The 23,261-nt window shown below is 62.2% G+C and carries 23 protein-coding genes, 1 tRNA gene and 1 riboswitch; of the genes, 8 read left to right on the forward strand and 16 right to left on the reverse strand.

Features of this window, described 5'->3' with window-relative positions; genetic code table 11:
- The first annotated feature begins 54 nt into the window (after nt 1-54).
- Together ACO06J_RS08305 and ACO06J_RS08310 are read left to right on the forward strand one after the other, a co-directional pair.
- Nucleotides 55-1,569 carry an undecaprenyl-phosphate glucose phosphotransferase gene (locus ACO06J_RS08305; protein ID WP_421760230.1) on the forward strand — a complete coding sequence of 505 codons (1,515 nt, stop codon included), beginning with the start codon at nt 55-57 and terminating at the stop codon, nt 1,567-1,569.
- 1 nt (nt 1,570) lies between these two features.
- Nucleotides 1,571-2,833 (forward strand): O-antigen ligase family protein, encoded by a 1,263-nt coding sequence (locus tag ACO06J_RS08310; RefSeq protein WP_421760231.1) that lies wholly within the window; start codon nt 1,571-1,573, stop codon nt 2,831-2,833.
- Here ACO06J_RS08310 and ACO06J_RS08315 read toward each other — a convergent pair.
- Together ACO06J_RS08315 and ACO06J_RS08320 are read right to left on the reverse strand one after the other, a co-directional pair.
- The gene (locus ACO06J_RS08315; RefSeq protein WP_421760232.1) at nt 2,830-3,807 is read right to left on the reverse strand and encodes a phosphotransferase enzyme family protein; all 978 of its coding nucleotides are present in this window, start codon (nt 3,805-3,807) and stop codon (nt 2,830-2,832) included. The genes ACO06J_RS08310 and ACO06J_RS08315 overlap by 4 nt on opposite strands.
- Before the next feature lie 29 nt (nt 3,808-3,836).
- Nucleotides 3,837-3,913, reverse strand: a tRNA-Pro gene (locus ACO06J_RS08320).
- A 121-nt stretch (nt 3,914-4,034) separates the two neighbouring features.
- On the opposite strand from ACO06J_RS08320, the gene ACO06J_RS08325 reads away from it, so the two are divergent.
- The gene (locus tag ACO06J_RS08325) at nt 4,035-4,196 is read left to right on the forward strand and encodes a Thivi_2564 family membrane protein (protein WP_421760233.1); all 162 of its coding nucleotides are present in this window, start codon (nt 4,035-4,037) and stop codon (nt 4,194-4,196) included.
- Between the two features lie 6 nt (nt 4,197-4,202).
- Here ACO06J_RS08325 and ybaK read toward each other — a convergent pair whose 3' ends face one another.
- Entirely contained in the window at nt 4,203-4,676 is a 474-nt protein-coding gene (gene ybaK / locus ACO06J_RS08330; RefSeq protein ID WP_421760234.1) for a Cys-tRNA(Pro) deacylase, read from the reverse strand.
- Between the two features lie 193 nt (nt 4,677-4,869).
- Between ybaK and ACO06J_RS08335 the strand changes: the two genes are divergently transcribed.
- Complete coding sequence (locus ACO06J_RS08335) at nt 4,870-6,888, forward strand: acyltransferase family protein (RefSeq protein WP_421760235.1); 2,019 nt, start codon at nt 4,870-4,872, stop codon at nt 6,886-6,888.
- On the opposite strand, the gene ACO06J_RS08340 is transcribed toward ACO06J_RS08335, so the two are convergent.
- Nucleotides 6,889-7,554 (reverse strand): MarR family winged helix-turn-helix transcriptional regulator, encoded by a 666-nt coding sequence (locus tag ACO06J_RS08340; RefSeq protein ID WP_421760236.1) that lies wholly within the window; start codon nt 7,552-7,554, stop codon nt 6,889-6,891.
- Nucleotides 7,555-7,738: 184 nt separating this feature from the next.
- Between ACO06J_RS08340 and ACO06J_RS08345 the strand changes: the two genes are divergently transcribed.
- Nucleotides 7,739-9,199, forward strand: a complete 1,461-nt coding sequence (locus ACO06J_RS08345; protein WP_421762472.1) for an MDR family MFS transporter — start codon at nt 7,739-7,741, stop codon at nt 9,197-9,199.
- Between the two features lie 194 nt (nt 9,200-9,393).
- Here ACO06J_RS08345 and ACO06J_RS08350 read toward each other — a convergent pair whose 3' ends face one another.
- From ACO06J_RS08350 to ACO06J_RS08375, 6 genes are all read right to left on the reverse strand, one after another.
- Entirely contained in the window at nt 9,394-9,891 is a 498-nt protein-coding gene (locus ACO06J_RS08350; RefSeq protein WP_421760237.1) for a MerR family transcriptional regulator, read from the reverse strand.
- 25 nt (nt 9,892-9,916) lie between these two features.
- The gene (locus tag ACO06J_RS08355) at nt 9,917-10,228 is read right to left on the reverse strand and encodes an integration host factor subunit alpha (protein WP_421760238.1); all 312 of its coding nucleotides are present in this window, start codon (nt 10,226-10,228) and stop codon (nt 9,917-9,919) included.
- A gap of 170 nt (nt 10,229-10,398) precedes the next feature.
- The gene (locus ACO06J_RS08360) at nt 10,399-11,370 is read right to left on the reverse strand and encodes a beta-ketoacyl-ACP synthase III (protein ID WP_421760239.1); all 972 of its coding nucleotides are present in this window, start codon (nt 11,368-11,370) and stop codon (nt 10,399-10,401) included.
- Nucleotides 11,367-12,437: a phosphate acyltransferase PlsX gene (plsX, locus tag ACO06J_RS08365; RefSeq protein ID WP_421760240.1), complete on the reverse strand. Its 1,071-nt coding sequence runs from the start codon at nt 12,435-12,437 to the stop codon at nt 11,367-11,369. The genes ACO06J_RS08360 and plsX overlap by 4 nt, the downstream gene beginning before the upstream one ends.
- 77 nt (nt 12,438-12,514) lie before the next feature.
- Complete coding sequence (locus ACO06J_RS08370) at nt 12,515-13,069, reverse strand: YceD family protein (protein WP_421760241.1); 555 nt, start codon at nt 13,067-13,069, stop codon at nt 12,515-12,517.
- Complete coding sequence (locus ACO06J_RS08375; protein ID WP_421760242.1) at nt 13,066-13,593, reverse strand: ubiquinol-cytochrome C chaperone family protein; 528 nt, start codon at nt 13,591-13,593, stop codon at nt 13,066-13,068. Before ACO06J_RS08375 ends, ACO06J_RS08370 begins: the two co-directional genes overlap by 4 nt.
- Nucleotides 13,594-13,753: 160 nt before the next feature.
- Here ACO06J_RS08375 and ACO06J_RS08380 point away from each other — a divergent pair, with 160 nt between their 5' ends.
- A complete protein-coding gene (locus ACO06J_RS08380; protein WP_421760243.1) occupies nt 13,754-14,203 on the forward strand; it encodes an outer membrane protein assembly factor BamE in 450 nt (149 codons plus the stop codon).
- 18 nt (nt 14,204-14,221) lie between these two features.
- On the opposite strand, the gene ACO06J_RS08385 is transcribed toward ACO06J_RS08380, so the two are convergent.
- From ACO06J_RS08385 to glyA, 4 genes are all read right to left on the reverse strand, one after another.
- Nucleotides 14,222-15,421: an MFS transporter gene (locus ACO06J_RS08385; RefSeq protein WP_421760244.1), complete on the reverse strand. Its 1,200-nt coding sequence runs from the start codon at nt 15,419-15,421 to the stop codon at nt 14,222-14,224.
- Between the two features lie 6 nt (nt 15,422-15,427).
- Nucleotides 15,428-15,931 carry a transcription antitermination factor NusB gene (gene nusB / locus ACO06J_RS08390; protein ID WP_421760245.1) on the reverse strand — a complete coding sequence of 168 codons (504 nt, stop codon included), beginning with the start codon at nt 15,929-15,931 and terminating at the stop codon, nt 15,428-15,430.
- An 84-nt stretch (nt 15,932-16,015) separates the two neighbouring features.
- Nucleotides 16,016-16,498 carry a transcriptional regulator NrdR gene (nrdR, locus tag ACO06J_RS08395; protein ID WP_421760246.1) on the reverse strand — a complete coding sequence of 161 codons (483 nt, stop codon included), beginning with the start codon at nt 16,496-16,498 and terminating at the stop codon, nt 16,016-16,018.
- Between the two features lie 179 nt (nt 16,499-16,677).
- Nucleotides 16,678-17,982: a serine hydroxymethyltransferase gene (gene glyA, locus ACO06J_RS08400; RefSeq protein WP_421760247.1), complete on the reverse strand. Its 1,305-nt coding sequence runs from the start codon at nt 17,980-17,982 to the stop codon at nt 16,678-16,680.
- 137 nt (nt 17,983-18,119) lie between these two features.
- Nucleotides 18,120-18,202: riboswitch (ZMP/ZTP riboswitch) on the reverse strand.
- 137 nt (nt 18,203-18,339) lie between these two features.
- Here glyA and ACO06J_RS08405 point away from each other — a divergent pair.
- Both ACO06J_RS08405 and parC read left to right on the forward strand, forming a co-directional pair.
- On the forward strand, nt 18,340-18,759 hold the full coding sequence (locus tag ACO06J_RS08405) for a BA14K family protein (protein WP_421760248.1): 420 nt from the start codon (nt 18,340-18,342) through the stop codon (nt 18,757-18,759).
- 127 nt (nt 18,760-18,886) lie between these two features.
- Nucleotides 18,887-21,136, forward strand: coding sequence for a DNA topoisomerase IV subunit A (gene parC / locus ACO06J_RS08410; protein WP_421760249.1), 2,250 nt, complete (start codon nt 18,887-18,889; stop codon nt 21,134-21,136).
- Between the two features lie 605 nt (nt 21,137-21,741).
- Here the strand turns inward: parC and ACO06J_RS08415 are convergent.
- Together ACO06J_RS08415 and ACO06J_RS08420 are read right to left on the reverse strand one after the other, a co-directional pair.
- Nucleotides 21,742-22,470, reverse strand: a complete 729-nt coding sequence (locus ACO06J_RS08415) for an arginyltransferase (protein ID WP_421760250.1) — start codon at nt 22,468-22,470, stop codon at nt 21,742-21,744.
- Nucleotides 22,471-22,537: 67 nt separating this feature from the next.
- A complete protein-coding gene (locus ACO06J_RS08420; RefSeq protein WP_421762473.1) occupies nt 22,538-23,059 on the reverse strand; it encodes an RDD family protein in 522 nt (173 codons plus the stop codon).
- Nucleotides 23,060-23,261: the final 202 nt, after the last annotated feature.

Genomic DNA, 23,261 nt, shown 5'->3' on the forward strand with positions numbered 1-23,261 from the left:
TCACGCCTGCCTCCTAGAGTTTTCGATGAACTCAAAGATCGGCAGACCCCACCAATGTTCCGACTAGACCCCAAGCAAGCTGTCCTTGACCATGTCAGCACGGGTGCCAAACGCGCGGAACCCTCCGAACTCTCGCCCCTGGCGATCGAGATCGCGGCGCGGCCGGTTGAGCCGACCTATTCCCCTGCCGTTGTCGTCGGCGTCGCGCAGGGCGTCGAGGCTGCGCTTCTCCTTCTCGCTGGCTTTGGTCTGATGGCGCTCGGCGGCGGCGATCCGCTTGTCCATGCCATCACCACTCTTGCCGTGGTCGCTTTGGCGCATCTCGGGCTCAATATCGCGGGGATGCACCGCATCGCCGCGTTCCGCACGGTGACCGTGCAGATCTGGAAAAGCGTAGCCGCCTGGACTGGCGCTTTCGCGGCGCTGGCGCTGCTCGTGGTGCTGTTCGACGGCGGTCAGGCGCTGTCGCGCTCGTGGATCGTAGCGTTCTGGGCGACCGGCGCAATCATCCTGGCGGGTTACCGCTTTGCGCTCGGCACGCTGGTGCGCCGGTGGACGGCGCAAGGCAAACTCAAGCGGCGGACAGTCATCGTCGGCGGCGGCAAGGACGCCGAAATCCTCATCGACGCGATCCGCGTTGGCGCTGCGGACGACATCACGTTGTTTGGCCTCTTCGACGACCGCAACGATGATCGCTCGCCGGAATCGGTCGCGAGCCTCCCCAAGCTCGGGCGCGTCTCCGACCTGATCGAGTTCGCCCGCCGCACGCGCGTCGATTTGGTGATCGTCTCGATGCCGCTATCGGCAGAAACGCGCGTCCTCGATATGTTGAAGCAGCTTTGGGTTTTGCCCGTTGATATCCGGCTCTCGGCCCACATGAGCAAGCTGCGCTTCACGCAGAAGGCCTATTCCTATGTCGGCGATGTGCCCGTGTTCGATATGGCTGACCGGCCGATTTCGGACTGGAACCGCGTGTTCAAGTGGTTGTTCGACAAGGTCGTAGCCATTGTCTCGCTCGTCCTTCTGAGCCCGGTGATGATCGCGACCGCCATCGCCATCAAGCTCGAGAGCAAGGGGCCGGTGTTCTTCAAGCAGAAGCGCCATGGCTTCAACAACCAGTTGATCGAAATGTACAAGTTCCGCTCGATGCGGACGGACATGACCGACGCCAACGCCGTCAAACTGGTGACCAAGGACGATCCGCGCGTCACCAAAGTCGGCAAATTCATCCGAAAGACCTCGATCGACGAACTTCCGCAGCTGTTCAATGTTTTGCGCGGCGAGCTCTCGATCGTCGGGCCGCGCCCGCATGCGCTGCAGGCCAAGGCGGATAACCAGCTCTACTACGAAGCCGTGGAAGGCTATTTCGCCCGCCACCGGGTGAAGCCCGGCATGACCGGCTGGGCGCAGATCCACGGCTGGCGCGGCGAGACCGACACGGTCGACAAGATCATGCAGCGAGTCAATCACGACCTCTACTACATTGAAAACTGGTCGCTTTGGCTCGACATCAAGATCGTCGCGCTGACGCCCGTGTCGCTGTTTACCCAGCGCAAGAACGCCTTCTGACGTGAGCATTGCCGCCACAACCGCCGACCCGCGGCTCGCGGGTGCCGAGTGGATGCGGACGCGGATCGCCGCCCTGCTCCACGCCTTGGTCAGCGTCTGGATCTTCAGCGGCGGTATGGTGATGGCCGAGCCCTCGCCCTACGAACTGGCATTCGTTCTGGTGCTGGGCGTCTCCATGCTGAGTGGGTTCAAGCTCCACCGCTCGACGCTGGGCCTGCTGGTGCTTCTGGGCAGCTTTGTGCCCTTCGCCGTCATCGCCGCCTTCCAGGTGCGATACAGCACTGTGCCCGAGGCGCTGATCTACCAATCGGTGACGATCTTTCTGTTCTTCACCGCCTACTGGATTGCCAACTGTGTCGCCGATGCGCCGCAGAGCCGGATGCGGGCGGTCATGGGGGCATATCTCGCGGTGGCGTTGATCTCGGCCGTGCTGGGAACGCTCGGCTATCTCGGCATCGGCCATGACCTCTTTACCCGCTACGACCGGGCCAAGGCGCTGTTCAAGGACCCCAATGTCTACGGCCCTTTCCTGATCCTGCCTGCAATGTACGCGCTGCAGCGGGTGCTGGTTGCAATGCCGAGGCGGGCGGTCTGGGCGGCGATCGCTTATGGCATCCTGCTGGTCGGCGTGTTCGCCAGCTTCTCCCGCGCCGCCTGGGGGCACATTGTGATTTCAAGCGCCTTGGTGTTCGTGCTGCTGTTCGCGCTCGAAACCCACGCGCGCGACAAGGTTCGGATGCTCACCATCGCGCTAGTGGGGCTATTGATGCTGGTGGTTGCGGGGGTCGGCGTCTTCTCGATCCCGCAGTTCCGCAACTTCATCGAGCAGCGTACCCAGGAACAGAACTACGATACCGGCGAGAGCGGACGGTTTGGCCGACAGGGGTATGCCTTTGATCTCGCACTCGAGCACCCGCTTGGGCTCGGCCCTCTCGAGTTCCGCAACCTGCGGGTGAAGGAGGAGCCGCACGATACCTACGTCAACGTGCTCCACGCCTATGGCTGGGGCGGCGGGCTGGCGTTCATCGGCTTTGTCCTGGTCACGATCTGGCGCGGCGCGCGCTTCCTCGCCATTCCAGGCCCGAACCGCCTGTTGCTGATCCCTCTGTTTTCAGTGTTCGTGCCATTGGCCGGCGAGGCCGCGATCATCGATATAGACCACTGGCGGCACTTCTTCCTCGTCGGCGGGCTGATCTGGGGCGTCACCGCAGCCTACGGCAAAGCCAACACTGCCGAGAGGCAACGACACGCTGCCCTGATCTAGCCGCGCGCCAGGTAGCGCCGCGCCATGGCAGCCGTGTCAGCCGCAAAGCGATCGGCATGGGCCTTGGCGAGGTCAGTGTCGGCGTGGGAACTGATCCAGGCGAGCAGAGCCATCCTGCGCAGCAGGATCAGCGTGTCGATCATCGCCACGTCTTCGGTCTTCAACGGTCGCACCTGCATATAGGCGGTGAGCCAGCTGCGGATCAGCGCCGGGACCTGCGGCGAAGTTTCAAAGAACGAGAGGCTGGCGGCGAGGTCGTAGAGAAACCAGCCAAAGCCGCAATCATCGAAATCGAGCAGCGTGACTTGGTCCTCGTCGACCAGAAGGTTACCCAGCCGCATATCGGCGTGGATGAGCCCGAAGCGGTCGATGTCGGTGCCGTAGGCATGGAGGCGCTGGCGCAGCGCAGCATCGAGCGCCAGGAGATCCTCCAGCACCTCGCCCTCGACATGTGGCGCCTTGCGCCAATCGCCCCAGAGGCCGGCGGGCTCGAGGAGCCCGATGGCGTCCCAGATCGGCCGCACGAAGCGCTCGGGCTGTTCCCAGGTTTCGATATGGAGATGCGCGGTGGCGGCGTAGCGGCCCAACACGGCAAACAGCGGCGCAAGGTCCTCATCGGGCTTCGGCTCGCGACCCTGCTCAAAGCGGAACAGCGCGGCAAATCGATCGGGCGCGACTTCCTGCAGCAACTCGCCGTCGATGGCCAGCAGCGGCTTAGGCACGGGGATATCGGTCGTCGCTGCGAGCGCCTGCAGCCAGGCGAGTTCGGAGTTGATGGCAGTGCGCGACTGATAGTGCGGCCGGTGGAGGCGCAGTATGTGCTGTGTACCGCCGGTGCCATCGATACGGAAAGTGTGGTTCTCCGAGACGTTGATCAGCACGGTAGTGCCGCCTGCGGTCTCGGCCCAGAGCTTCAGGCTATCAGCAACGAGGGAGAACTCGGCGGTGAGCGGTTCGCTCTTGGCACCGTTCATCCCGCTGGTCCTTCAGAGATTGGGAGAAATGGTCGGAGTGACAGGATTTGAACCTGCGACCCTTTGTCCCCCAGACAAATGCGCTACCAGGCTGCGCTACACCCCGACTGACGGGAGGCCTACAGAACCCGGCCTTTTGAGGCAAGAGGCAATTTTGCGGCAAGGCGAACGAAAATCGGTCTCATGCGTTGCATATTGGCTGCATGGGGCGGCTTGGAGACTTTCATATGTCCGTATTGATCGGAATTCTCATCACCTTCCTGGTGGTTGTGTTGATCCTTTGGCTGGTTCAGCGCCTGCCTGTCGAGGCGCGGGTCCGCCAGATCATCCAGATCGTGGTGATCATCATCGGCATCATCGCGCTGCTGAAATACCTCGCGGTATTCTAAGCAGCGTTACGCTGTCAGATCGCTGAGTTTCGCCTCGGCGGCGCGTATGGCGTCGCCGGGGCGCAATCCCAGAAGCAATCCGCGCTGGCCGCCATTGATCAGCACCTCATCGAACAGTTCTGCGGTTTCATCTACGGCGGTAGGCACCTTACGGCGCTGGCCGAAGGGACTGATGCCCCCCACCTTGAAACCCGTCAGGCGCTCGGCGTCGGGCGGCTTCATCATGTTGGCGGCTTTGCCATTGAACGCCGCTGCCAGCTTCTTCATGCTGACTTCGCAATCCGACGGCACCACGACGCACACTGGTTTTCCGTCAACTTCCGCCATCAGCGTCTTGAACACCTGATCAGGCGAGCGCCCAAGCGCTTCGGCGGCCTGCAGCCCAACCCGCGGCGCATCCGGATCGTACTCATACGGAAACAGGGTGAAGGCCACTCCGGCCTTTTCAAGTGCTATTGTCGCTGGGGTGGTTTTTGACATGACTAAGCGCAGTTCGTGGGTTCGATAGCGACTGAGGATACTCGTCTGCCGGGTAAGCCAGTCATCCCCTCACTTTGTGCTCACCACCTGTGCTGTCAAGCAAATCGGCGAAGGCTGTGACCTCGGCGCGAATGCCCGTTGCGCCGCAAGACCTGCCATGCCTAGAACAAAACTGCGCAACCGAATGGCCGTCATGCAACACCGCAGTGAAATCGACGGCCTTCGTGCCCTGGCCATATTGCCCGTCGTGGTCTACCACGCCAACGCAAGTCTTCTGCCTGCCGGGTTTATCGGCGTAGATATCTTTTTCGTCATCAGCGGCTACTTGATCACTCAGTTGCTTGTCGGCGAGCTGCGCGACACCGGAAGACTGAATATCTGGGGGTTCTACGAGCGGCGCGTACGCCGAATATTGCCAGCGCTCGTTGTGACCATGGCGCTAGCGGCCGGCGTCTCGGTCGTGGTGCTGTTTCCGCACGAACTTGTCGATGTGGGGTCCCAGCTCACATTCACGTCACTGTTTGCCGCCAACTACCTCAGTCTCGGCCGCGACTATTTTGACGCGGCCAACACGCTGCAGCCGCTTATGCACACCTGGAGCCTGTCGGTCGAGGAGCAGTTCTACGTCGTGTTTCCGTTGGCACTCGTGCTCCTCTCACGATTGTCTGGCAGGCTGGTCTGGTGGCTGGCGGGGATAGCGCTGCTATCGTTCGGAATCGCCATCATTACCTCCGGCGTCGCGCCGCTGGATAACTTCTACTCAAGCCTTTCAAGGGCCTTCGAGCTTTTGGCTGGCGCCATGAGCGCGACCCTTGGCCGGCTGCCGCTCGGACGATTTCGGCAGGGTCTGTCGGCGCTCGGTGTTGGTCTTATTGCCGTGAGCTATGTTCTGTTTGACGGCCACACGCCGTGGCCCTCCCTGCCCACCATCCTACCAGTGGCCGGCACCTGCCTTGTTCTGCTATATGCCACCGAAGAAACGCTCATTGCACGCCTCTTGTCCTTTGCGGGGCTACGCTGGTGCGGTCTGCTTAGCTATAGCGCCTACCTCATTCACCAGCCGCTTTTCGCGTTCACGCGGGTCCTTGCCGGCGGCGATGTGCTCTCCAGTTCGAGCTATGCGCCGCTGCTTGTGGTCGGGCTCATCGTTGCGACATTTGCCCTAGCGGCATTGAGCTGGAGATACGTCGAACAACCTTGGCGACGCGGACGGTCCAGAAGAGGTCGGCAGCGCGCGGTACTCCTGGTCGGCGCGGCAGCGACCCTACTGGCTTTCGCAGGGCTCGGCCTCGTGTTCAGTTTCAGCGGGGGTCTGCCACAGCGGCTGACACCGCAGGTACAGGCGATCCTTGCTGTGGCGGACGACCGTTCGGCTGAATGCCCGTCCACCAGCAAGCCCCCAAAAACTGTACAGACCTGTGCATTCGGCAATACTGAGAACATCACTGTCGCTCTGATGGGCGATAGCCACGCGGCCGCCCTGGCGCCGCAGCTTGGCGACGCGTTGGCCGGCCGGGGCGTGGGTCTCACGGTCTTCAGCCGTAGTGGTTGCCCCGCGTTGGTTGGCCTTGATCGAGTTGATGAAAAAGGCACCGTAAGGGACTGCCCCAAAGGCCTCGACGCAGGGTTCAGCATCCTCGAACAGCATCCAGAGATCAAAACCGTGATTCTGCTGGCGCGCTGGACGCAGTGGGCTGAGCTGTCAGGCTTCAATAACCTCGAGGGCGGGGTGGAGCGTCCCAATGAGTTCATTCCGACCGTCAACGGTACGGCCTACCGGGTGCCAGACACCGCGTATCGCAACGCCCTATCCTCAGCATTTGTAGCGACCATCGATAGGTTGCACCGCATGGGCCGACGCGTGGTTCTGATTCAGGCCGTGCCGGAGACCGCCTGGAATGTTCCGGAGCGCGTTGCACGAAGGTTCGCGGCTGGGGCCGGTGCCGTCTTCCCGCTCGCGACTTCATTCGACGTGTTCAAGAGCCGCGCCGACACAGGCCGGCAGATCCTGCTGGGCGCTTCTCAGAGGGGCGGGGACGTACTCGTGCTGGATCCTTCAGTGCTGTTCTGCAACTCGATTGTCCCCAACCGTTGCCTTAACGAGCTGGATGGCGCGCCGCTTTACCGCGACGAAGGTCACATCAGCGCCAAGGGTGGACGGATGATAGCCGACATGGTCGTCGCTACATTGGCCGGAAAAGGCTGGATGTAGCTATTTGGCTTCAGCAAAGGCCGAGTTTTCGGCCCTTTCGTCGGCTTCCATGCTCTTGCGAATAGCCTCGGCAGACCGATGGATGCCGTCACTGTCCGTGGCCCAGCCGGAAAAACGCTCGAACAGCAGCGCAAAGGTCACGAGGTCGGCCTCGTTCCACTGGCCCAAGGCGCTGGCAAGCCTGTTCCATTTGTTCTGTCGCACCGCCTCAACGAAGCGCTTCCCCTTAGGGGTAAGCTCGAGGCAGATGCGGCGGGCGTCGAGTTGTGAGGCAACGCGGCGCACGTAGCCCCGCTCCACAACCTCGGCGCTGAGACGGCTCGCGCGCGACGGGTCGATGGCCAACCGCTCGGCAATGAGGCCGACTGTGACTTCCTCAGGTCCAGCTTCGCCCCACACTGTTGGGCCATGTCCGATGGCGCCAATCACGTCGAGGTGGGCAACATCCAGGTCAGAGTCAAGCGCTGCCATGAGCTGCCGGCCGTACTCGCGCCGCATCACCGATCGCCGCACCTTCGCCATCACCGCGTCGATGGCGGCAACCGCGTCCGCGGCCTCTGCACCAAGTCCATTGGCGCGCGCCAAGGCCACCAAATTCTGGTCGCCCTGGGTCTGGCAGATCATGTGCAAATTCACAGCCGGGTCGGCGCGATCGTCGGTGCTCATAAAGCGTCCCTAGCAAAATTACATGCTCCAGTCAATTGCATGCACATGACATATATATGCTATTGACATACATGTGACCCGGGCACATTAAGTGCGCCTGTTTTGGAGATTTCCGATGGCTACAGATTCCCCATCCCTTTCCGGCGTCACGTCCGAAGCTCCCGCGCGTCCCGATCGCGCGACGATGCTTGTCTATTTCGGCGCCCTCATTGCGATGTTCATGGCCTCCATGGACATGCAGATCGTGGTGACAGCGCTCCCAACCATTGCCGGTGAGTTGGGCAATCTGCACCTCTTCGGGTGGGTCGGCTCTGCCTACCTTCTCTCCACTGCCGCTGTGTCGCCGTTCTACGGCAAGCTCGGCGACATGTATGGGCGGAAGATCGTGGTCATGACCGCCATCGTGCTGTTCCTCATCGGCTCAGCGATCTGCGGTATGGCGTGGTCGATGGAAAGCCTGATTGCTGCCCGGGTGCTGCAAGGCATTGGTGGCGGCGGGCTGATGGTCTCGGCTTTCGCCATGATCGGCGAACTTTTTGGCCCGCGCGACCGAGCCAAGTACCAAGGCTACACCTCAGCCGTCTTCGCTTTGAGCTCGATCCTCGGCCCTGTGGCCGGCGGATACATCACTGACCTGTTCGGCTGGCGCTGGGTGTTCCTCGTCAACCTGCCGATCGGCATCGTGGTGCTCTTCGTCATCGGCGCCGCAATGAAGCGCAAGTTCGTTGAAAAGCAGCACAAGGTCGATTGGCTCGGCGGCGTGCTCATCGCGATTGCTACCACGGCCATCGTCTACTGGAGCGACCACGTCCTCGATCCAGGCGGCCCTGACCTCCTGACCTTCATCCTCCCCGTCATCGGCATTGCCGCGGGCATCGCCTTCGTGCGGGTGGAAAACCGCTCGGTAGAGCCGATCATCCCGCTGCGCCTGTTCAAGAACCACACCATCTCGATCGTTTCGGGCGTGTCGGTCCTGGCCGGCGCCTCCACCCTCGGCATGTTCTTTTACTTCGCGCTCTACTTCCAGACCCTCACCGGGCTCGGGCCGGCCGAAGTCGGTTTCCTGTTCCTCCCCGCGTCGGCCACGTCCATGGTGGTGTCGGTCATCGCAGGACGGATCATTGCCACTACCGGGCGCTACAAGTGGATGCCGGTCGTCGCAATGGCGGTTGGCGCCGCACTGATGGTGGGCTTTACCTTCATCAATAGTGCCACTTCGCTTTGGGTGCTCGGCATCATGATGGCGGTGTTCGGCATCAGCATGGGCCTGCAGTTCCAGGTGCTGATGGTCGCCATCCAGGCCGCGGCGCCGCCGAGCGATATCGGCGCCGCCACCGGCGTCGTCACCCAGGCTCGCACAGTCGGCGCCAGCCTCGGTCTAGCGGTCAACGGCGCGGTAATGACCTGGGCGCTCAATGTCCAGAACAGCCTGCTGCCCGCCGATGCGGCTGCTGCCCTGCCCGGCGGCCTCACGGGGCTTTCGCCGCACATCGCGGCTGCCCTCTCTCCCGAGGCGCGGCAGGTTGTGCTGGGGCACTATTCGGCGGGCATCAACGTGATGTTCCTCTGGGTCGCGGCAATGTATGTGGCTGCGATGGTGCTGACGATCCTGCTCAAGGACGTGCAGATTCCCAAGCGAGCGTAAAATACAAGCAACCTGGAGCCGCAACCGCGCGGCTCCGCATTTATTCATGCGCGTTTTGCTGCAGATCAAAAACGCAAATCGATAATGGGCTCAGTATATCGCGGACACAAAGAGAAGCTGCGTCCACAGTCTCTAGTGTTGGGGCGAGGGGATTTGCGCAACATGTGCAAGTCTCCTCGTCGCCTTCGACTAGATCAGCCTTCGCGAGCGCGCTCCAGCAGGCGCTTGGCATCCAGCAAGTCGCGCAGCACGTTCGACAGCTTTTCGCGATCCGATGCGTTGAGGCCGCTGCGAGACACGGGACGGGGGGAATCTTCCGGATCTACGTGGCGCACTTTCGGTGCGACTTCAGGCAGATCGGCCGATTCAGTTTCGAATTCCTCGTCGGCAGGGCTCGGCGGAGGCAGCGAGTCCAGCGATCTGCCGTCACCAATCGCGATAACCGCTCGGATGCCCTGATCCTTCAGGATCCGCTGCACACCCTTGATGGTGAAGCCCTGATCATAGAGCAGATGGCGGATGCCCTTGAGCAGCAGCACATCTTCGGGGCGGTAATAGCGCCGGCCGCCGCCGCGCTTAAGCGGCTTTATGGTCGAAAACCGCGTTTCCCAAAAGCGCAGCACGTGCTGCGGCAGGTCGAGTTCATCGGCCGCTTCAGAAATGGTTCGAAAGGCGTCTGGAGATTTGTCCAAGGACTCACCCGTTCCGGAAAGAGTCTTATTTTCCAGAGCGGACCATAGATTTGTTGATCTTGGATTTCAACACGTTGCTGGGTTTGAACACCAGAACCTGGCGCGGCAGAATTGGCACCTCTTCGCCCGTCTTCGGGTTGCGGCCAATACGCTGATTTTTGGAGCGCACCTGGAACGAGCCAAATGAGGATAGCTTGACGTTTTCACCCTCAACAAGCGCATCGCCGATCATATCTAGAACGCGCTCGACGAGCTCGGCCGATTCTGTCCGCGACAGGCCGACGGCTTCGTAGACCGCCTCTGCCAGGTCCGCTCGGGTTACTGTTTTCTGTACCATGCACTGCCCCCTCGTTCCGCCAAACCGTATTCCGTCCGCGAGGCGCCCCCACCCACGGTACGGGGAGACTAACGCGGCGCTAAGCTACTGGCAATCTCACTTAACAATCAAAGGCTAGGGACTAATGCGACTACGCAATGACACCAAAACAACGCTGCTTTCGCTGCAAATTACCAGCGGATGAGCGAGGCGCCCCAGGTGAATCCACCGCCCATCGCTTCGATCATCACCAGATCACCGCGTTTGATCCTGCCATCGGCAACGGCGGTATTCAGCGCCAAGGGCACCGATGCGGCAGAAGTATTGGCGTGGCGATCCACTGTGATCACCACCTTTTCGGGCGGCAGGCCCAGTTTGACCCCTGCCCCGTCGATGATCCGTTTGTTCGCCTGGTGCGGCACGAACCAATCCAGGTCTTCGATGGTGTGGCCGGTGTCTTCGAGCACTTTGTAGACTACGTCGGTGATCATGCCGACGGCGTGCTTGAAGACTTCCTTGCCTTCCATGCGGACGTGACCCATGGACTGCGTCGAGCTCGGCCCGCCATCGGTATAGAGCTTGTTCCAGAAATGGCCGTCCGAACGGAGCGCAGTCGCCAGCACGCCACGCTCGGGTTCGCTTGGCTTTCCCATTTCCATCACCACCGCACCGGCGCCATCGCCGAACAGCACGCAGGTGGTGCGATCGTTCCAGTCGAGCAGGCGGGAAGCGGTCTCGGCGCCGATGACGAGGGCGCGCTTGCCCATGCCGTTCTTCAGAAATGAGTCCGCCGTGCCAACGGCATAGACGAAGCCCGAGCACACGGCCTGGATGTCGAAGGCCGCGCCGTGATGCATACCGAGCTTTTGCTGGACGATCGCGGCGGTGGCAGGAAACGTCATGTCCGGCGTGGTCGTGGCGCAGACGATCAGATCGATATCGCCGATCTCAAGCCCGGCGTTCTCCATGGCGCGCCGGCCCGCCGCAGCGGCGAGATCGGAGGTGTTTTCACCTTCGGCGGCGATATGGCGCTGCCGGATGCCGGTCCGCTGCACGATCCACTCGTCGGATGTGTCGACGGTTTTCGCAAGTTCTTCGTTGGTGAGAATGCGCGCCGGCAGATAGGCACCGACGCTGCGGATGATGGTTTTGCGGTCGGTCACGCGGGTTTTGCCTCTGCTTCGGGGATGGCGGTGGGAGCCGCGTTCAGGGTGGGGAATTTGCGCATGCCCTCCCCGATCTTGTCCATGACGCGGTTGCGCGCCATTTCATAGCCGAGACCCAAGGCGCCCTTGAAACCGATCTCGTCGGTGCCGCCATGGCTCTTGATGACGACGCCATTGAGCCCCAGGAACACACCGCCATTGATATTGCGCGGATCGAGCTTGCGGCGCAGCGCCTGCAAGGCCTGGCCGGCGATCAGCGCGCCGAGCTTGGAGAGGATATCGGCGGTCAGCGCGTTGCGGATATAGGTGCCTACCTGCCGCGCCGTGCCCTCAGCGGTCTTCAGCGCGATATTGCCGGCAAAGCCCTCGGTGACCACCACGTCGACCGTGCCCTTTCCGATATCGTCGCCCTCGACAAAGCCGTGGTAGATGAAGCCAGAGCCACTGGCGGCGTGCAGGATGCGCGCGGCTTCCTTCACCTCGTCGTGGCCCTTCATCTCTTCGGTGCCGACGTTGAGCAGCCCCACGGTCGGCAGTTCCTGGTCGAACAGCGCCCGCGCCAATGCTGCGCCCAGAATCGAAAAATCGCACAATTGCTTGGCATCGCCGCCGACGGTCGCACCAACATCGAGTACGATGATGTCCGTCCTGAGCGTCGGCCAGATTGCAGCGATCGCCGGGCGTGAAATCCCTTCGATCGGCCTCAAACAGAACGTTGCCATCGCCATCAGGGCACCGGTATTGCCGCCTGAAATGGCAAAATCCGCCTCGCCGTCTTTCACCGACTGGATGGCAGCCCACATCGATGAACTGCCCCGCCCCTTGCGCAGCGCCTGCGACGGCTTGTCGTCCATGGTGATCACCACGTCGCTGTGCGCGACCCGCGAAATCGGCTTCAGATCGGGGAATTCTTCAAGCAGCGGCTCAAGTTCGGCCTGCCGTCCGTGGAAAATGTAGGTCGTGTTCCGGCGCTCGCGCCAGAACAGACGCGCGCCCAGCATTGCGGCGCGGGGACCCTTGTCGCCCCCCATCGCGTCTACGGAAATCCTGATGGAATCGCTCATTGCCGCCTGAACCAGCGTCCCCTTTTGGGGGCGTGCGCCACATTACTCATTCGCATATGCCGTGCAACCCCTGCCCGTCAGCCCTTGTCGTCGGGCAGTTTCAGGACCTTCAGGGCAGCAAAGGGCCGCTCCGCCTCAATATCCCTCGCATCGCCAACCTCGCCCACGCTCTCGTCGCCAATACGCGGGTACGGATCGATAGCGAGGGACAGGGTTTCAACGATCAGATCTGAGAGGTCTGCTTCGTTGCCCTCGAAATGGTCCGGAATGTCTTCGCCATCAGGGTCCACGAAGATCTCGGCATTGGCCTGTTCGGCAAAGGACTTTTCGCCGCCGGGCAGAAACACCCGGTCAATCGGCTCGGCGATCTGCTGCCGCACCGGCTCGAGCGATACAACGCTGGGCTGGACGATCGAAGCAACGAGGCGGCCGGTCACCCGCATGCCACCGCGGAAGCGCACAGCGTGCAGGGTGACATCGAGCGCCTCGACGGTAGTGATGTTGAGAAAATCAGCGATCGCTTTGCGATCGTCTTCGCCGACCTTGAGCTTAAGGTCACGCCCGTCATTGGGCATCGAATCGAGCCGGATGCTGGCATCGGCGATTCGCGTGCGATCATATGGCCCGCTCATGCAGCGACTCCCGTATTCAGTTTGCCGCCCATGATGTCCGACGCCGCTATGGCATTCATCTGTTCCGATTGGGCAAACAGGTAGTTGCTCAACACTTCCATCGGAGGCGCCTGTCCGGGCTCGAACAGGTTGCGTTCCAGCACAGCCTCGACGCCCGGCCGGTCATCGCGATCCATGGCCTCATTGAGGCTCGTCATCAACCCAAAGAACGCGGTGCTCATTTTCTGGATCTTTTTTGGCACGCCGAGGTCCGTGACCCCAAGCTCGCGCAACGAGCGGTCCATGTCCTTGAAAAAGAGATCGAAAACCAGCTGGCTGAATTCGACGCCACCGGGTTTTTCCCGGCGCAGGCGCCTGAAGAGCAGAGCGAGGTGCAGCGAAATCATGTCAAATCGGCCCGTCACCGTATCCGGCACGCCCCATTCGGCATAGAAGACCGGCTGCCGGGATTGCGCCACAATGGCGCGATAAACGGCAGACACTGCTTCGGTCTTCGGGGATTTTCTGAACAGGTTCAATATCATCGGTCTCGCTCCGGTTGTGTGTCGGAGGGTTTACTTGTGGTGTGGACGGGTCAGAGCTTGGGGCCAAGCCAGCTTGCCAGAAGAAGGTTTTGGCAGCTAAACAGTCCGGCGGCCGACGAGGTCGTGGTATTAGTCGACAGCCATCGGGAAAGTCAAATTGATGCCTTTGCGCACCGTTCTCCGCCGCTCCACCCCGATCGCTATGGCCGCCCTGGTCGGCCTGACCCTGACTGCCTGTACAAGTGGGCTCAGCCTTACGCAGAACAAGGCGCGCGGCTACGAAATCTCCGAGGATGCGGTAAAGCAGATCCGTGTTGGCCAAAGCGCCCAACTGGTTACAGCCGTGCTCGGCTCGCCGCAGGCGACCAACAATTTCGGCGAAGAAACGGCCTGGTACTACCTGGGTGAAAAGGTGGTGCAGACCGCCTTCGGCATGCCGCTCTCCAAGGAACGTACGCTGCTTGCCATCTATTTCGACAAGAACATGAAGGTGAAGGATACCGAGCGGCTGGGCATCAAGGACGGCAAGGCGTTCAACATCGAGAGCCGCCGCACCCCGTCCTACGGCCAGGACCGCTCGTTCATCGACTCCCTGGTTTCGTCGTTCTAGCCGGAAGGCGCCCTGGGCTCAGCTCGGGGCGCGCCGCAACTGCCACAAGCCGAGGACGAGAACCCCGGCCGTCGAGACTGGCAACACCAGCACATTGATCGACTGCCAGCCGATCAATTCCAGCAGCAGGCCTGACGCGATCGAAGCCAGCGCCATGACGCCGAACACGACCTGTTCGTTCAGTCCCTGCACCCGCGCAGCTTCCTCTGGACGATAAGCCGAAGCCAGCATCGCGGTTGAGGCGATGAATCCGAAATTCCAGCCAACCCCCACCAGCACGAGCGAAACCACAAAGTGCATTACGGTGATGCCGTTGAGGTTGACCAACGCTGCACCAGCGATGAGCAGCAGACCAATGGCTGCCGTCAACTGCGCGCCGATCTTGGAGATGACGCCGCCAGTGACAAAGCTCGGCGCGAACATCGCCACCACGTGCCACTGGATAGCCAGCGCGGCATCCTCGGTCGTCAGCCCGCAAAGATAGACCATCGCGACGGGTGCTGCGACCATCACCAGCACCATCAGAGCGTAGCTGACGGCGGCGGTCAGCATGGGGATGATGATCGAGGGTGTACGCAACAGCACCACCAGCGGGCGTCCGCCTTTCCGATCCTCGGTCCGGCGCACCGTTGGCGCCAGCTGGGTCTGGCTCAGCAGCGCGACGGCTACCGCAGCCAATGCGGCCATCGCGAGATAGGTGCCAGTGAACGTACGGCCGGGGATCAGGTCCTTGGTCAGGATACTCATCCAGGGGCCGATGAAGCCCGATAACACACCGCCGAATAGCACCCAGGAGATGGCCCGCGCCTTCAGCGCCTCCGGCACGCTGTCGGCAGCTGCAAAGCGATACTGATTGGCGAATGCACTGCTGGCGCCAAGCACAGCCAGGGCGAGGCCGAAGAGCCAGATATTGCCAGTGAGCGCTGCGTAAGCCGCAAGCAGGGCTGCGGGGATTGCGGCGCCCGCTCCCAGCATGAAGCCGGTGCGACGGCCAAGGCTGTGGATCAGCCATGCGGCGGGCCCCGTCATCAGCGCGGCGCCGATGATCATCAGGCTTACCGGAACGGTAGAAAAGCGTTTGTCGGCGACCATAGTGATAGTGGTCAGCGAGGCGATCGCGCCAAGAATCGCCTGGTTGGAGCCAAGGGCCGCCTGCGACATGGCGAGCAGGCCGATATTGCGCAACGGCGAACCGGTCTTGCTCTCCATATCAGTCATCGCTGCTTACTTCGATTTCACCGCGTCATCATCATCGCGGCCAGCGGCTTCGGCCACCGCGTTGAGCACGCCGTTGACCATCTTGGGGGCGTCATCCTCGTAGAAGGCCTTGGCGACGTCGACATACTCGGTGATCACCACCCGCACGGGAATGTCCTTGCGGCGCAGCAGCTCGAACGTTGCGGCACGGAGGATGGCGCGGAGCGTCGCGTCGATGCGGCCCATGGGCCAGCCATCGACCAGCGCGTTGTCGACCGCCGGGTCAATCTGCAACTGGCTCTTGATCACGCCGGTGACGATCTGGCGGAAGAAGTCCGCATCGGCCGGAAGATATTCGTCACCCTCGATCTCGCGGCCGAGATGCACAGCGCTGAACTGGCTCAGCGTATCCTCAAGCGTCTGGCGGCCAACGTCCATCTGGTAGAGCGCCTGCACTGCAGCAAGGCGAGCGGCGCCGCGCTGGTTGGCGGTACGCGTGCTGTTGGGATCGCGGGGGCTGGGCTGCGCCATATCTGGAGAGTCATTTCGTTGTGCGGGGGTTGCCCGCCATGGATTGCCACTTTGGCTTACCCATCGAAGGCGTTGACCGCAATCTCAATCGTCTTCGCGGTTGGGCTTGCTGCGCTCGTCATTGCCCAGTTCGGTCAGAAACGACCGGAAATCGTCGGCAGCCGAGAAGTTCTTGTACACTGACGCGAAGCGTACGAACGCCACGTCATCCAGGCCCTTAAGGCCCTCCATGACGAACTGCCCCACCGTCTCGGAGCTGATCTCGGTATCGCCCAAGCTCTCCAGTTGGCGCACCACGCCCGAGATCATGCGCTCGACCCGCTCTGGCTCAACATCGCGCTTTCTCAGCGCCGTATTCACTGACCGCGCCAGCTTGTCGCGATCGAACGGCACCTTGCGGCCCGATTTCTTGACAATCAGCAGCTCGCGCAACTGCACCCGCTCGAAGGTCGTGAAGCGTCCGCCGCAAGAGGGGCATATCCTCCGGCGGCGGATCGAGTTGGAATCCTCGGTCGGCCGGCTGTCCTTGACCTGCGTGTCGTCATTTCCGCAATAGGGACAGCGCATTGGCTCGCCTCACTTGTTGAGTTTCAGAACCCCTCAACCGTCTCGGCCTTACGGCCGATCCACCCTCTCCCCGACTGGGAGAGGAAAAGAGTGGCTCGATCTGGCCACCGCCCATTCTTCTCCCCGTCGGGGAGAAGGTGGCGCGCGGCGCCGGATGAGGGGTGCCGCCCCAGATCATCTTAGTTGGAGTAGATCGGGAATCGCCCGGTCAGCGCCATCACCTTGTCGCGGACGGCCGCTTCAACGGCGGCATTGCCCTCGTCGGAGTTGGCCTCTCGCAAACCATCCAGCACCTCGACGATCAGCTTGCCGATCTCGCGGAACTCGGCCTCGCCAAAGCCGCGCGTCGTGCCCGCCGGGGTGCCAAGGCGCACGCCGGAGGTCACGAACGGCTTTTCGGGGTCGAACGGGATGCCGTTCTTGTTGCAGGTGATATAGGCGCGCCCAAGCCCTTGCTCTGCCCGCTTGCCGGTGGCGTTCTTCTTCCTGAGATCGACCAGCATCAGGTGGTTGTCGGTGCCGCCGGAGACGATCTCGAGCCCGTCTTCCTTCAGCGTCGCCGCCAGCGTGCGGGCGTTGGACACGACCTGGTGCGCATAGGCCTTGAATTCGGGCTGCAGCGCTTCCTTGAAGGCCACCGCTTTGGCGGCAATCACATGCATAAGCGGCCCGCCCTGGAGGCCAGGGAACACCGCCGAGTTGATCTTCTTGGCGATCTCTTCGTCATTGGTGAGGATCATGCCGCCCCGCGGGCCGCGAAGGGATTTATGCGTTGTGGTGGTCGTCACATGCGCATGCGGCACCGGCGAGGGATGCGCGCCACCGGCAACGAGCCCGGCGATGTGGGCCATGTCGACCATCAGGTAGGCGCCGACTTCATCGGCGATCTCGCGGAACCTCGCCCAGTCCCAGACGCGCGAATAGGCGGTGCCGCCCGCGACGATCAGCTTGGGCTTGTGCTCGCGAGCGAGCCGCGCCACTTCGTCCATGTCGAGCAGGTTGTCGTCGCGGCGCACGCCGTAGCTGACGACCTTGAACCACTTGCCGCTCATGTTGACCGGCGAACCGTGCGTCAGGTGACCGCCCGAGTTGAGATCGAGCCCCATGAACGTGTCGCCCGGCTGCAGGAGCGCGAGGAACACCGCCTGGTTCATCTGGCTGCCCGAGTTGGGCTGCACATTGGCGAAGTTGGCGCCGAACAGTTGCTTGGCACGAGAGATCGCCAGCGTCTCGGCGATATCCACATACTGACAGCCGCCGTAGTAGCGCTTGCCGGGATAGCCCTCGGCGTACTTGTTGGTCATGATCGAGCCCTGCGCTTCAAGCACTGCGCGTGACACGATGTTTTCGGACGCGATCAGTTCGATCTCGTGCTGCTGGCGGCCGAGTTCCAGTTGGATCGCCTCGGCGATCTCCGGATCGGTTTCACTGAGGGTGTTCGAAAAGAACTTCGGAAAGAGCGGGGAGCTCTGGACGGCGCTCATTGGCATCTCCCGTTCAGAAAATGGGGGCTTGTGGGTTCGGCTGGCTGTAGCACGCCGGTTCCGGCGATTCCAAGGCTGACACGCAGCCGGGAAGGATGTTGGATTGCACTGGTCATGCGGGCTCCCTGTGACGTTCAAACGGGTGCCCAGGCGAGCGGCATGCTCTCGTTCGCGTTCCCCGATGGTGCCCCATCTGATCTCGCCAGTCGCGCGAACGCTATTGGTATCGCAGATTTCCACGTCCGAAGAAAGACCCGGCGCCTGCCTTCGGTGCCGCAGCCGTGACGCAACCAAATCGCGCTCTACGGGTTTTCCCTCCACTGGGTCGGTACACAAAACCCAAAGGAGAACAAAAAAATGAAGAAACTTTTCGCCGCTGTCATCGCCACCGCTCTCGCTGGCGCCATGGCCCTGCCCGCTCCGGCCAGCGCGGCCTCGTTCAACATGAACTCCGGCTCGCAGGAACGCTATGTGCAGCAGCAGTGCAACATGCACCCGAACCTGCGCGGCTGCGATGACTGGCACCAGAACCGTCACCACTGGTCCAAGAACAATTACCAGGACTGGTACCGCTGGAACCGCCCGACCGTTGGAAACTTTGCCTCGGGCCTGTTCGGCTTCGTGATCGGCGCAGCTGTGGCCAATGGCCTGAACAACTCCAACGAAAACATGTCGAGCAGCCATGTGGCCCGCTGCGAGGATGCGTACCGCTCGTACAATTCCCGCACCGACCAGTTCCTCGGCTATGACGGCAAGTATCACTACTGCAATCTCTGATTGTAACGACCGGCGGGGGAGTGCTCAGCGCTCCCCCGCTCTCGGTTGGGGATGCGGCGGCGCCAAAGCCCCGCAAACGCCCGGAACCGCTATAGTGCAGCGATGATTCGCATGCTCAAGACGGCCCATGGCTGACGACCCCGACCTGATCCCTCCCGGCGACGACCAACGCATTGTCGACCTGCGCCAGGCGCTCGAAGAGCGTTACCTGTCCTATGCGCTATCAACGATCACCCAGCGCGCCCTGCCCGATGCGCGCGACGGGCTGAAGCCCGTGCACCGCCGTATCCTCCACGCTATGCGCCTCCTCCGGCTATCGCCGAACGAGCCCTACAAGAAATCCGCCAAAGTGGTCGGCGACGTGATCGGTGGTTTCCACCCGCACGGCGACCAGTCGATCTATGACGCCATGGTCCGCCTCGCGCAGGACTTCGCCATGCGCTACCCGCTGGTCGATGGCCAGGGCAATTTTGGCAATATCGATGGGGATGGCGCCGCCGCCTATCGCTATACCGAAGCGCGCATGACCGATGTGGCGATGCGCCTTCTTGAGGGCATCCAGGACGACGCTGTCGATTTCAAGCCCACCTATGACGGCTCGAACGAAGAGCCGGTGGTGCTGCCGGCGAACTTCCCGAACCTCCTCGCCAATGGCTCGCAGGGCATCGCCGTCGGCATGGCCACCTCGGTGCCGCCGCACAACGTTGCCGAAATCTGCGACGCGGCACTGCACCTGATCATGAACCCCTCGGCGACCGTCGCCGAGCTCATGCAGTTCATCCCCGGCCCGGATTTCCCCACCGGCGGCATCCTCGTCGAAAAGGCCCCCTCGATCCTCAATGCCTATGAGACCGGCCGCGGCTCGTTCCGCCTTCGCTCGCGCTGGGTACGCGAGGACAAGGGACGCGGCGTCTACCAGATCGTCGTCACCGAGATCCCTTATGGGGTGCAGAAGTCGAAGCTGGTCGAAAAGATCGCCGAACTGTTGCTGGCGAAGAAACTGCCGCTCTTGAAGGACATCCGCGACGAAAGCGCCGACGATGTGCGGCTCGTCATCGAGCCCCGCGCCGGCACGGTCGACCCGGTGATCCTGATGGAGCAGTTGTTCAAGCTCAGCGAGCTCGAACAGCGCATTCCACTCAACCTCAACGTGCTCGATCGCGGCACCGTCCCCAAGGTGATGAGCCTCAAGGAGGCGATCGCCGCCTGGCTGCAGCACCGCAAGGACGTGCTGGTGCGCCGCACCAACAACCGGCTGGGCGAAATCTCGCGCCGGCTGGAAGTGCTCGACGGCTACATCATCGCCTACCTCAACCTCGACGAGGTGATCCGCATCATCCGCGAGGAGGACGATGCCAAGGCCTCGCTGATGGCGACGTTCAACCTCACCGATGTGCAGGCCGAAGCCATCCTCAACATGCGCCTGCGCTCCCTGCGCAAGCTCGAGGAGATCGAACTCCGCACCGAGCACAAGGCGCTGACCGAGGAGAAGGGTCACCTCGAAGCCCTCCTCGCCTCCGAGCGCAAGCAGTGGGGCGAGATCGCCCGCCAGATCGGCGAGCTGAAGAAGGACTACGGCAAGGATACGCCGCGTGGCCGCCGCCGCACCGATTTCTCCGAAGCCACCGAAGTCGACCTCGACGAGGTGGCCACCGCCATGATCGAGCGCGAGCCGATCACCGTGATCCTCTCCGAAAAGGGCTGGATCCGCTCGATGCGCGGCCACACCACTGAGATCGACGAAAAGGGCTTCAAGACCGGTGACCGGCTGAAGCTCTTTGTGCACGCGCAGACGACCGACAAGCTGCTGCTGCTCTCCACCGGCGGCAAGGTCTACACCCTCGCCGGCGACCGCCTCCCCGGCGGCCGCAGCCAGGGCGAACCGGTGCGGCTTATGGTCGATATCGAGGAGGGCCAGGACCTTGTCGATCTCTTCGTCTATCGCCCCGGCAAAAAGCGCGTCATCGCCTCGCGCAAGGGCGACGGCTTCATCGTCTCGGAAGACGAGCTGATCGCCAATACCCGGAAGGGCAAGCAGGTGCTCAACGTCACGGGCACCGAGGAAGCGCTGCTCCTCGTTCCCGTCGATGGCGACATGGTCGCGACCGTGGGCCAGAACCGCAAACTCCTGGTCTTCCCCCTCACCGAACTGCCCGAAATGGGCCGCGGCAAGGGCGTCCGGCTGCAAAAGTTCAAGGATGGCGGGCTCTCTGACCTCAAGACGTTTGCGTCAGCGACCGGCCTCACCTGGACCGACTCCTCGGGCCGCACCTACACCAAGCCGATGTCCGAACTCCCCGAATGGATCGCCGACCGCGCCACCGCCGGCCGCCAGGTGCCAACGGGGTTCCCGAAGAACAACAGGTTCGTGGGGTGATGACCTGACCCGCCGCCAATGCCACAGGAACTAGATGTTCCCAAGCCGAAAAGACTTCAGCTTCCAAGTGGCGCCTTCTGATCGCCAACTATGGGCGATCGGAATGATTGTGGTCCAGTGGAGTTCATTGGAGATGCTGCTAGGCGTCGCCACCGAAGCACTACTACGGGATGACGAGGAGCAACTGGAGGCGTTTCGCAGTGACCGCTCGACTAAGGGCCGTCTCGATACGCTACAAAACCTAGTCTCCGGAGAGTTTGCACAGCCGCACAGGGACCGCTTCCTTGCTCTGATAAGGGAGACTCGAGATGCGCAGTTTCTACGTGATCGAGTGGCTCATGGGTCATGGTCCTCAGCAGAGCAGGTTGTGCTAGAGGATCCCGAGGCACGATCTGCGTTCAGTTGGCTAGGACCAAGGCACCCGTTCGAGTGGAAGCTAACTTTTGGAACACTCAAGGAATTGGCACTGCGCATTGAAAGTCTGAATGTACGCTTCCAGAACGCCATCCTAGACGAACTAAAACCAGGCGATACGCAGATCCTACTCTCGGACGCGATCAACAAGAAACGGCTGTTGCCTCAGTGAGCGAGGTCGCCCCCCTCCCCTATTCCAGCAGCCGCCACCCCAATGGCCCGCGTTGCACTTCGAGTGGGCTGAACCGGCCTTTGTAGGCCATCTTAGGCGAGTCCTTGACCCAGTAGCCGAGGTAAACGTAGCGCAGCCCGGCGAGCTTGACCTGTTCGATATGGTCGAGGATCAGGAGGTTCCCGAGCCCGCGGGACGCGAGGTCGGGTTCGTAGAAGCTGTAGACCATGGAGAGGCCGTCCGGCATCACGTCGGTCAGCGCCACGGCGACCAGTGGCCGGCCGGGCACCGAGTTCAGCCGATACTCCACCAGCACTGTCTGCACCGGGGTATCCTCAACCATGTACTCATAGTCGACAAAGCTCATCTGTGTCATGCCGCCGCCCGAGTGGCGGGCATCGAGATAGCGCTTGAACAGCGCAAACTGCTCGGCCGTGGCGCGCGGCTGGCAGACTTCGACGGAAATATCCGCATTGGCCTTCTGCACCCGGCGATAACGTGCCGAGGCCACAAACTCGGTGGCGACGATCCGCACCGACTGGCAGGCCGCGCAGCCGTCGCAGGCGGGGCGGTAGATCAGGTTCTGGCTGCGGCGGAAGCCGTTGTCGCTCAACAGGTGATGGAGCGTTGCGGCGCGCCGGCCGGTCAGATGGGTGAAGAGCTTCCGCTCCTGGCGGCCCGGCAGATACGGGCACGGCATCGCCGCTGTCAGAAAGAGCTGGGTATTTTCGGGGGTCTGATCGGTCATTGCCGCCCTGCAATCGCTGTCATCACACTAGACGCGAGTGTCACAGGCGGCAATGGGTCAGCGGGTCTCAGGCGGAAAGGCCGCCCAACATCCGCCAATGGCGCTCCATCGGCGAGCGGCGCACCATCAGCGTGCCCGTCACGAGGTCATGCAGCAGTTGCTGGCGCGGCGTGAACAGCACGATGAGAATGGTGAAGGGCCACGAAATCCACACCGTCACCCAGAACAGGATCGGGTGGATCAGGATGGTCCAGCCATCGAGCGGCTGGCCGCGCGCCGGCGTCAGAACGATATCCATCGCCTGCATCCCCAGCGTCGCGCGCTGGGGCGAGCCGAGCGTCGCAGCGTAGTAGGCGAGGATCGCGAGGGGAATGACCACCGGCAGCGCCAGCCAGGCAAGCCCCAGCGTCGGAATGCCGAGGATCAGGCCAGCGAGCGCGGTGACCGTGCTGATCGCCGCAATGATCACGACGTCGATCAGGTACGCCATGGCCCTGCGCGCCAGCAATCCCTCGAACAGTTCGGGGTTGGAAACCGGGTCGGGAAGCGCAGTGTTCATCGTGGTGCCCTCAGGCGTCGCGTCAGTCATACGCAACAAATGGGGACCCCTGGGGTGCACACAAGGGATGGGGCGCAAATAGCTTCGGCAGCGCGACTTTGAAGAGGGAGGAAGGCCCCCTCACCCGACGCTGCGCGTCGACCTCTCCCCCAGAGGGAGAGGTGGCGAGGTGGCGCGATCGAGCCTTACCTCACCTCTCCCTTCGGGGGAGAGGTCGGCCGAAGGCCGGGTG

It is taken from the genome of Devosia sp. (assembly GCF_965229025.1).
Taxonomy (GTDB): Bacteria; Pseudomonadota; Alphaproteobacteria; order Rhizobiales; family Devosiaceae; genus Devosia_A.

Excerpts from the sequence above, each read along its gene's own strand:
- ACO06J_RS08305 (WP_421760230.1), top strand. The coding sequence starts at position 55 with ATGTTCCGACTAGACCCCAAGCAAGCTGTCCTTGACCATGTCAGCACG.
- ACO06J_RS08315 (WP_421760232.1), bottom strand. The coding sequence starts at position 3,807 with ATGAACGGTGCCAAGAGCGAACCGCTCACCGCCGAGTTCTCCCTCGTT.
- ACO06J_RS08325 (WP_421760233.1), top strand. The coding sequence starts at position 4,035 with ATGTCCGTATTGATCGGAATTCTCATCACCTTCCTGGTGGTTGTGTTG.
- ybaK (WP_421760234.1), bottom strand. The coding sequence starts at position 4,676 with ATGTCAAAAACCACCCCAGCGACAATAGCACTTGAAAAGGCCGGAGTG.
- ACO06J_RS08335 (WP_421760235.1), top strand. The coding sequence starts at position 4,870 with ATGCAACACCGCAGTGAAATCGACGGCCTTCGTGCCCTGGCCATATTG.
- ACO06J_RS08340 (WP_421760236.1), bottom strand. The coding sequence starts at position 7,554 with ATGAGCACCGACGATCGCGCCGACCCGGCTGTGAATTTGCACATGATC.
- ACO06J_RS08345 (WP_421762472.1), top strand. The coding sequence starts at position 7,739 with ATGCTTGTCTATTTCGGCGCCCTCATTGCGATGTTCATGGCCTCCATG.
- ACO06J_RS08355 (WP_421760238.1), bottom strand. The coding sequence starts at position 10,228 with ATGGTACAGAAAACAGTAACCCGAGCGGACCTGGCAGAGGCGGTCTAC.
- plsX (WP_421760240.1), bottom strand. The coding sequence starts at position 12,437 with ATGAGCGATTCCATCAGGATTTCCGTAGACGCGATGGGGGGCGACAAG.
- ACO06J_RS08370 (WP_421760241.1), bottom strand. The coding sequence starts at position 13,069 with ATGAGCGGGCCATATGATCGCACGCGAATCGCCGATGCCAGCATCCGG.
- ACO06J_RS08375 (WP_421760242.1), bottom strand. The coding sequence starts at position 13,593 with ATGATATTGAACCTGTTCAGAAAATCCCCGAAGACCGAAGCAGTGTCT.
- ACO06J_RS08380 (WP_421760243.1), top strand. The coding sequence starts at position 13,754 with ATGCCTTTGCGCACCGTTCTCCGCCGCTCCACCCCGATCGCTATGGCC.
- ACO06J_RS08385 (WP_421760244.1), bottom strand. The coding sequence starts at position 15,421 with ATGACTGATATGGAGAGCAAGACCGGTTCGCCGTTGCGCAATATCGGC.
- nusB (WP_421760245.1), bottom strand. The coding sequence starts at position 15,931 with ATGGCGCAGCCCAGCCCCCGCGATCCCAACAGCACGCGTACCGCCAAC.
- nrdR (WP_421760246.1), bottom strand. The coding sequence starts at position 16,498 with ATGCGCTGTCCCTATTGCGGAAATGACGACACGCAGGTCAAGGACAGC.
- glyA (WP_421760247.1), bottom strand. The coding sequence starts at position 17,982 with ATGAGCGCCGTCCAGAGCTCCCCGCTCTTTCCGAAGTTCTTTTCGAAC.
- ACO06J_RS08405 (WP_421760248.1), top strand. The coding sequence starts at position 18,340 with ATGAAGAAACTTTTCGCCGCTGTCATCGCCACCGCTCTCGCTGGCGCC.
- parC (WP_421760249.1), top strand. The coding sequence starts at position 18,887 with ATGGCTGACGACCCCGACCTGATCCCTCCCGGCGACGACCAACGCATT.
- ACO06J_RS08415 (WP_421760250.1), bottom strand. The coding sequence starts at position 22,470 with ATGACCGATCAGACCCCCGAAAATACCCAGCTCTTTCTGACAGCGGCG.
- ACO06J_RS08420 (WP_421762473.1), bottom strand. The coding sequence starts at position 23,059 with ATGACTGACGCGACGCCTGAGGGCACCACGATGAACACTGCGCTTCCC.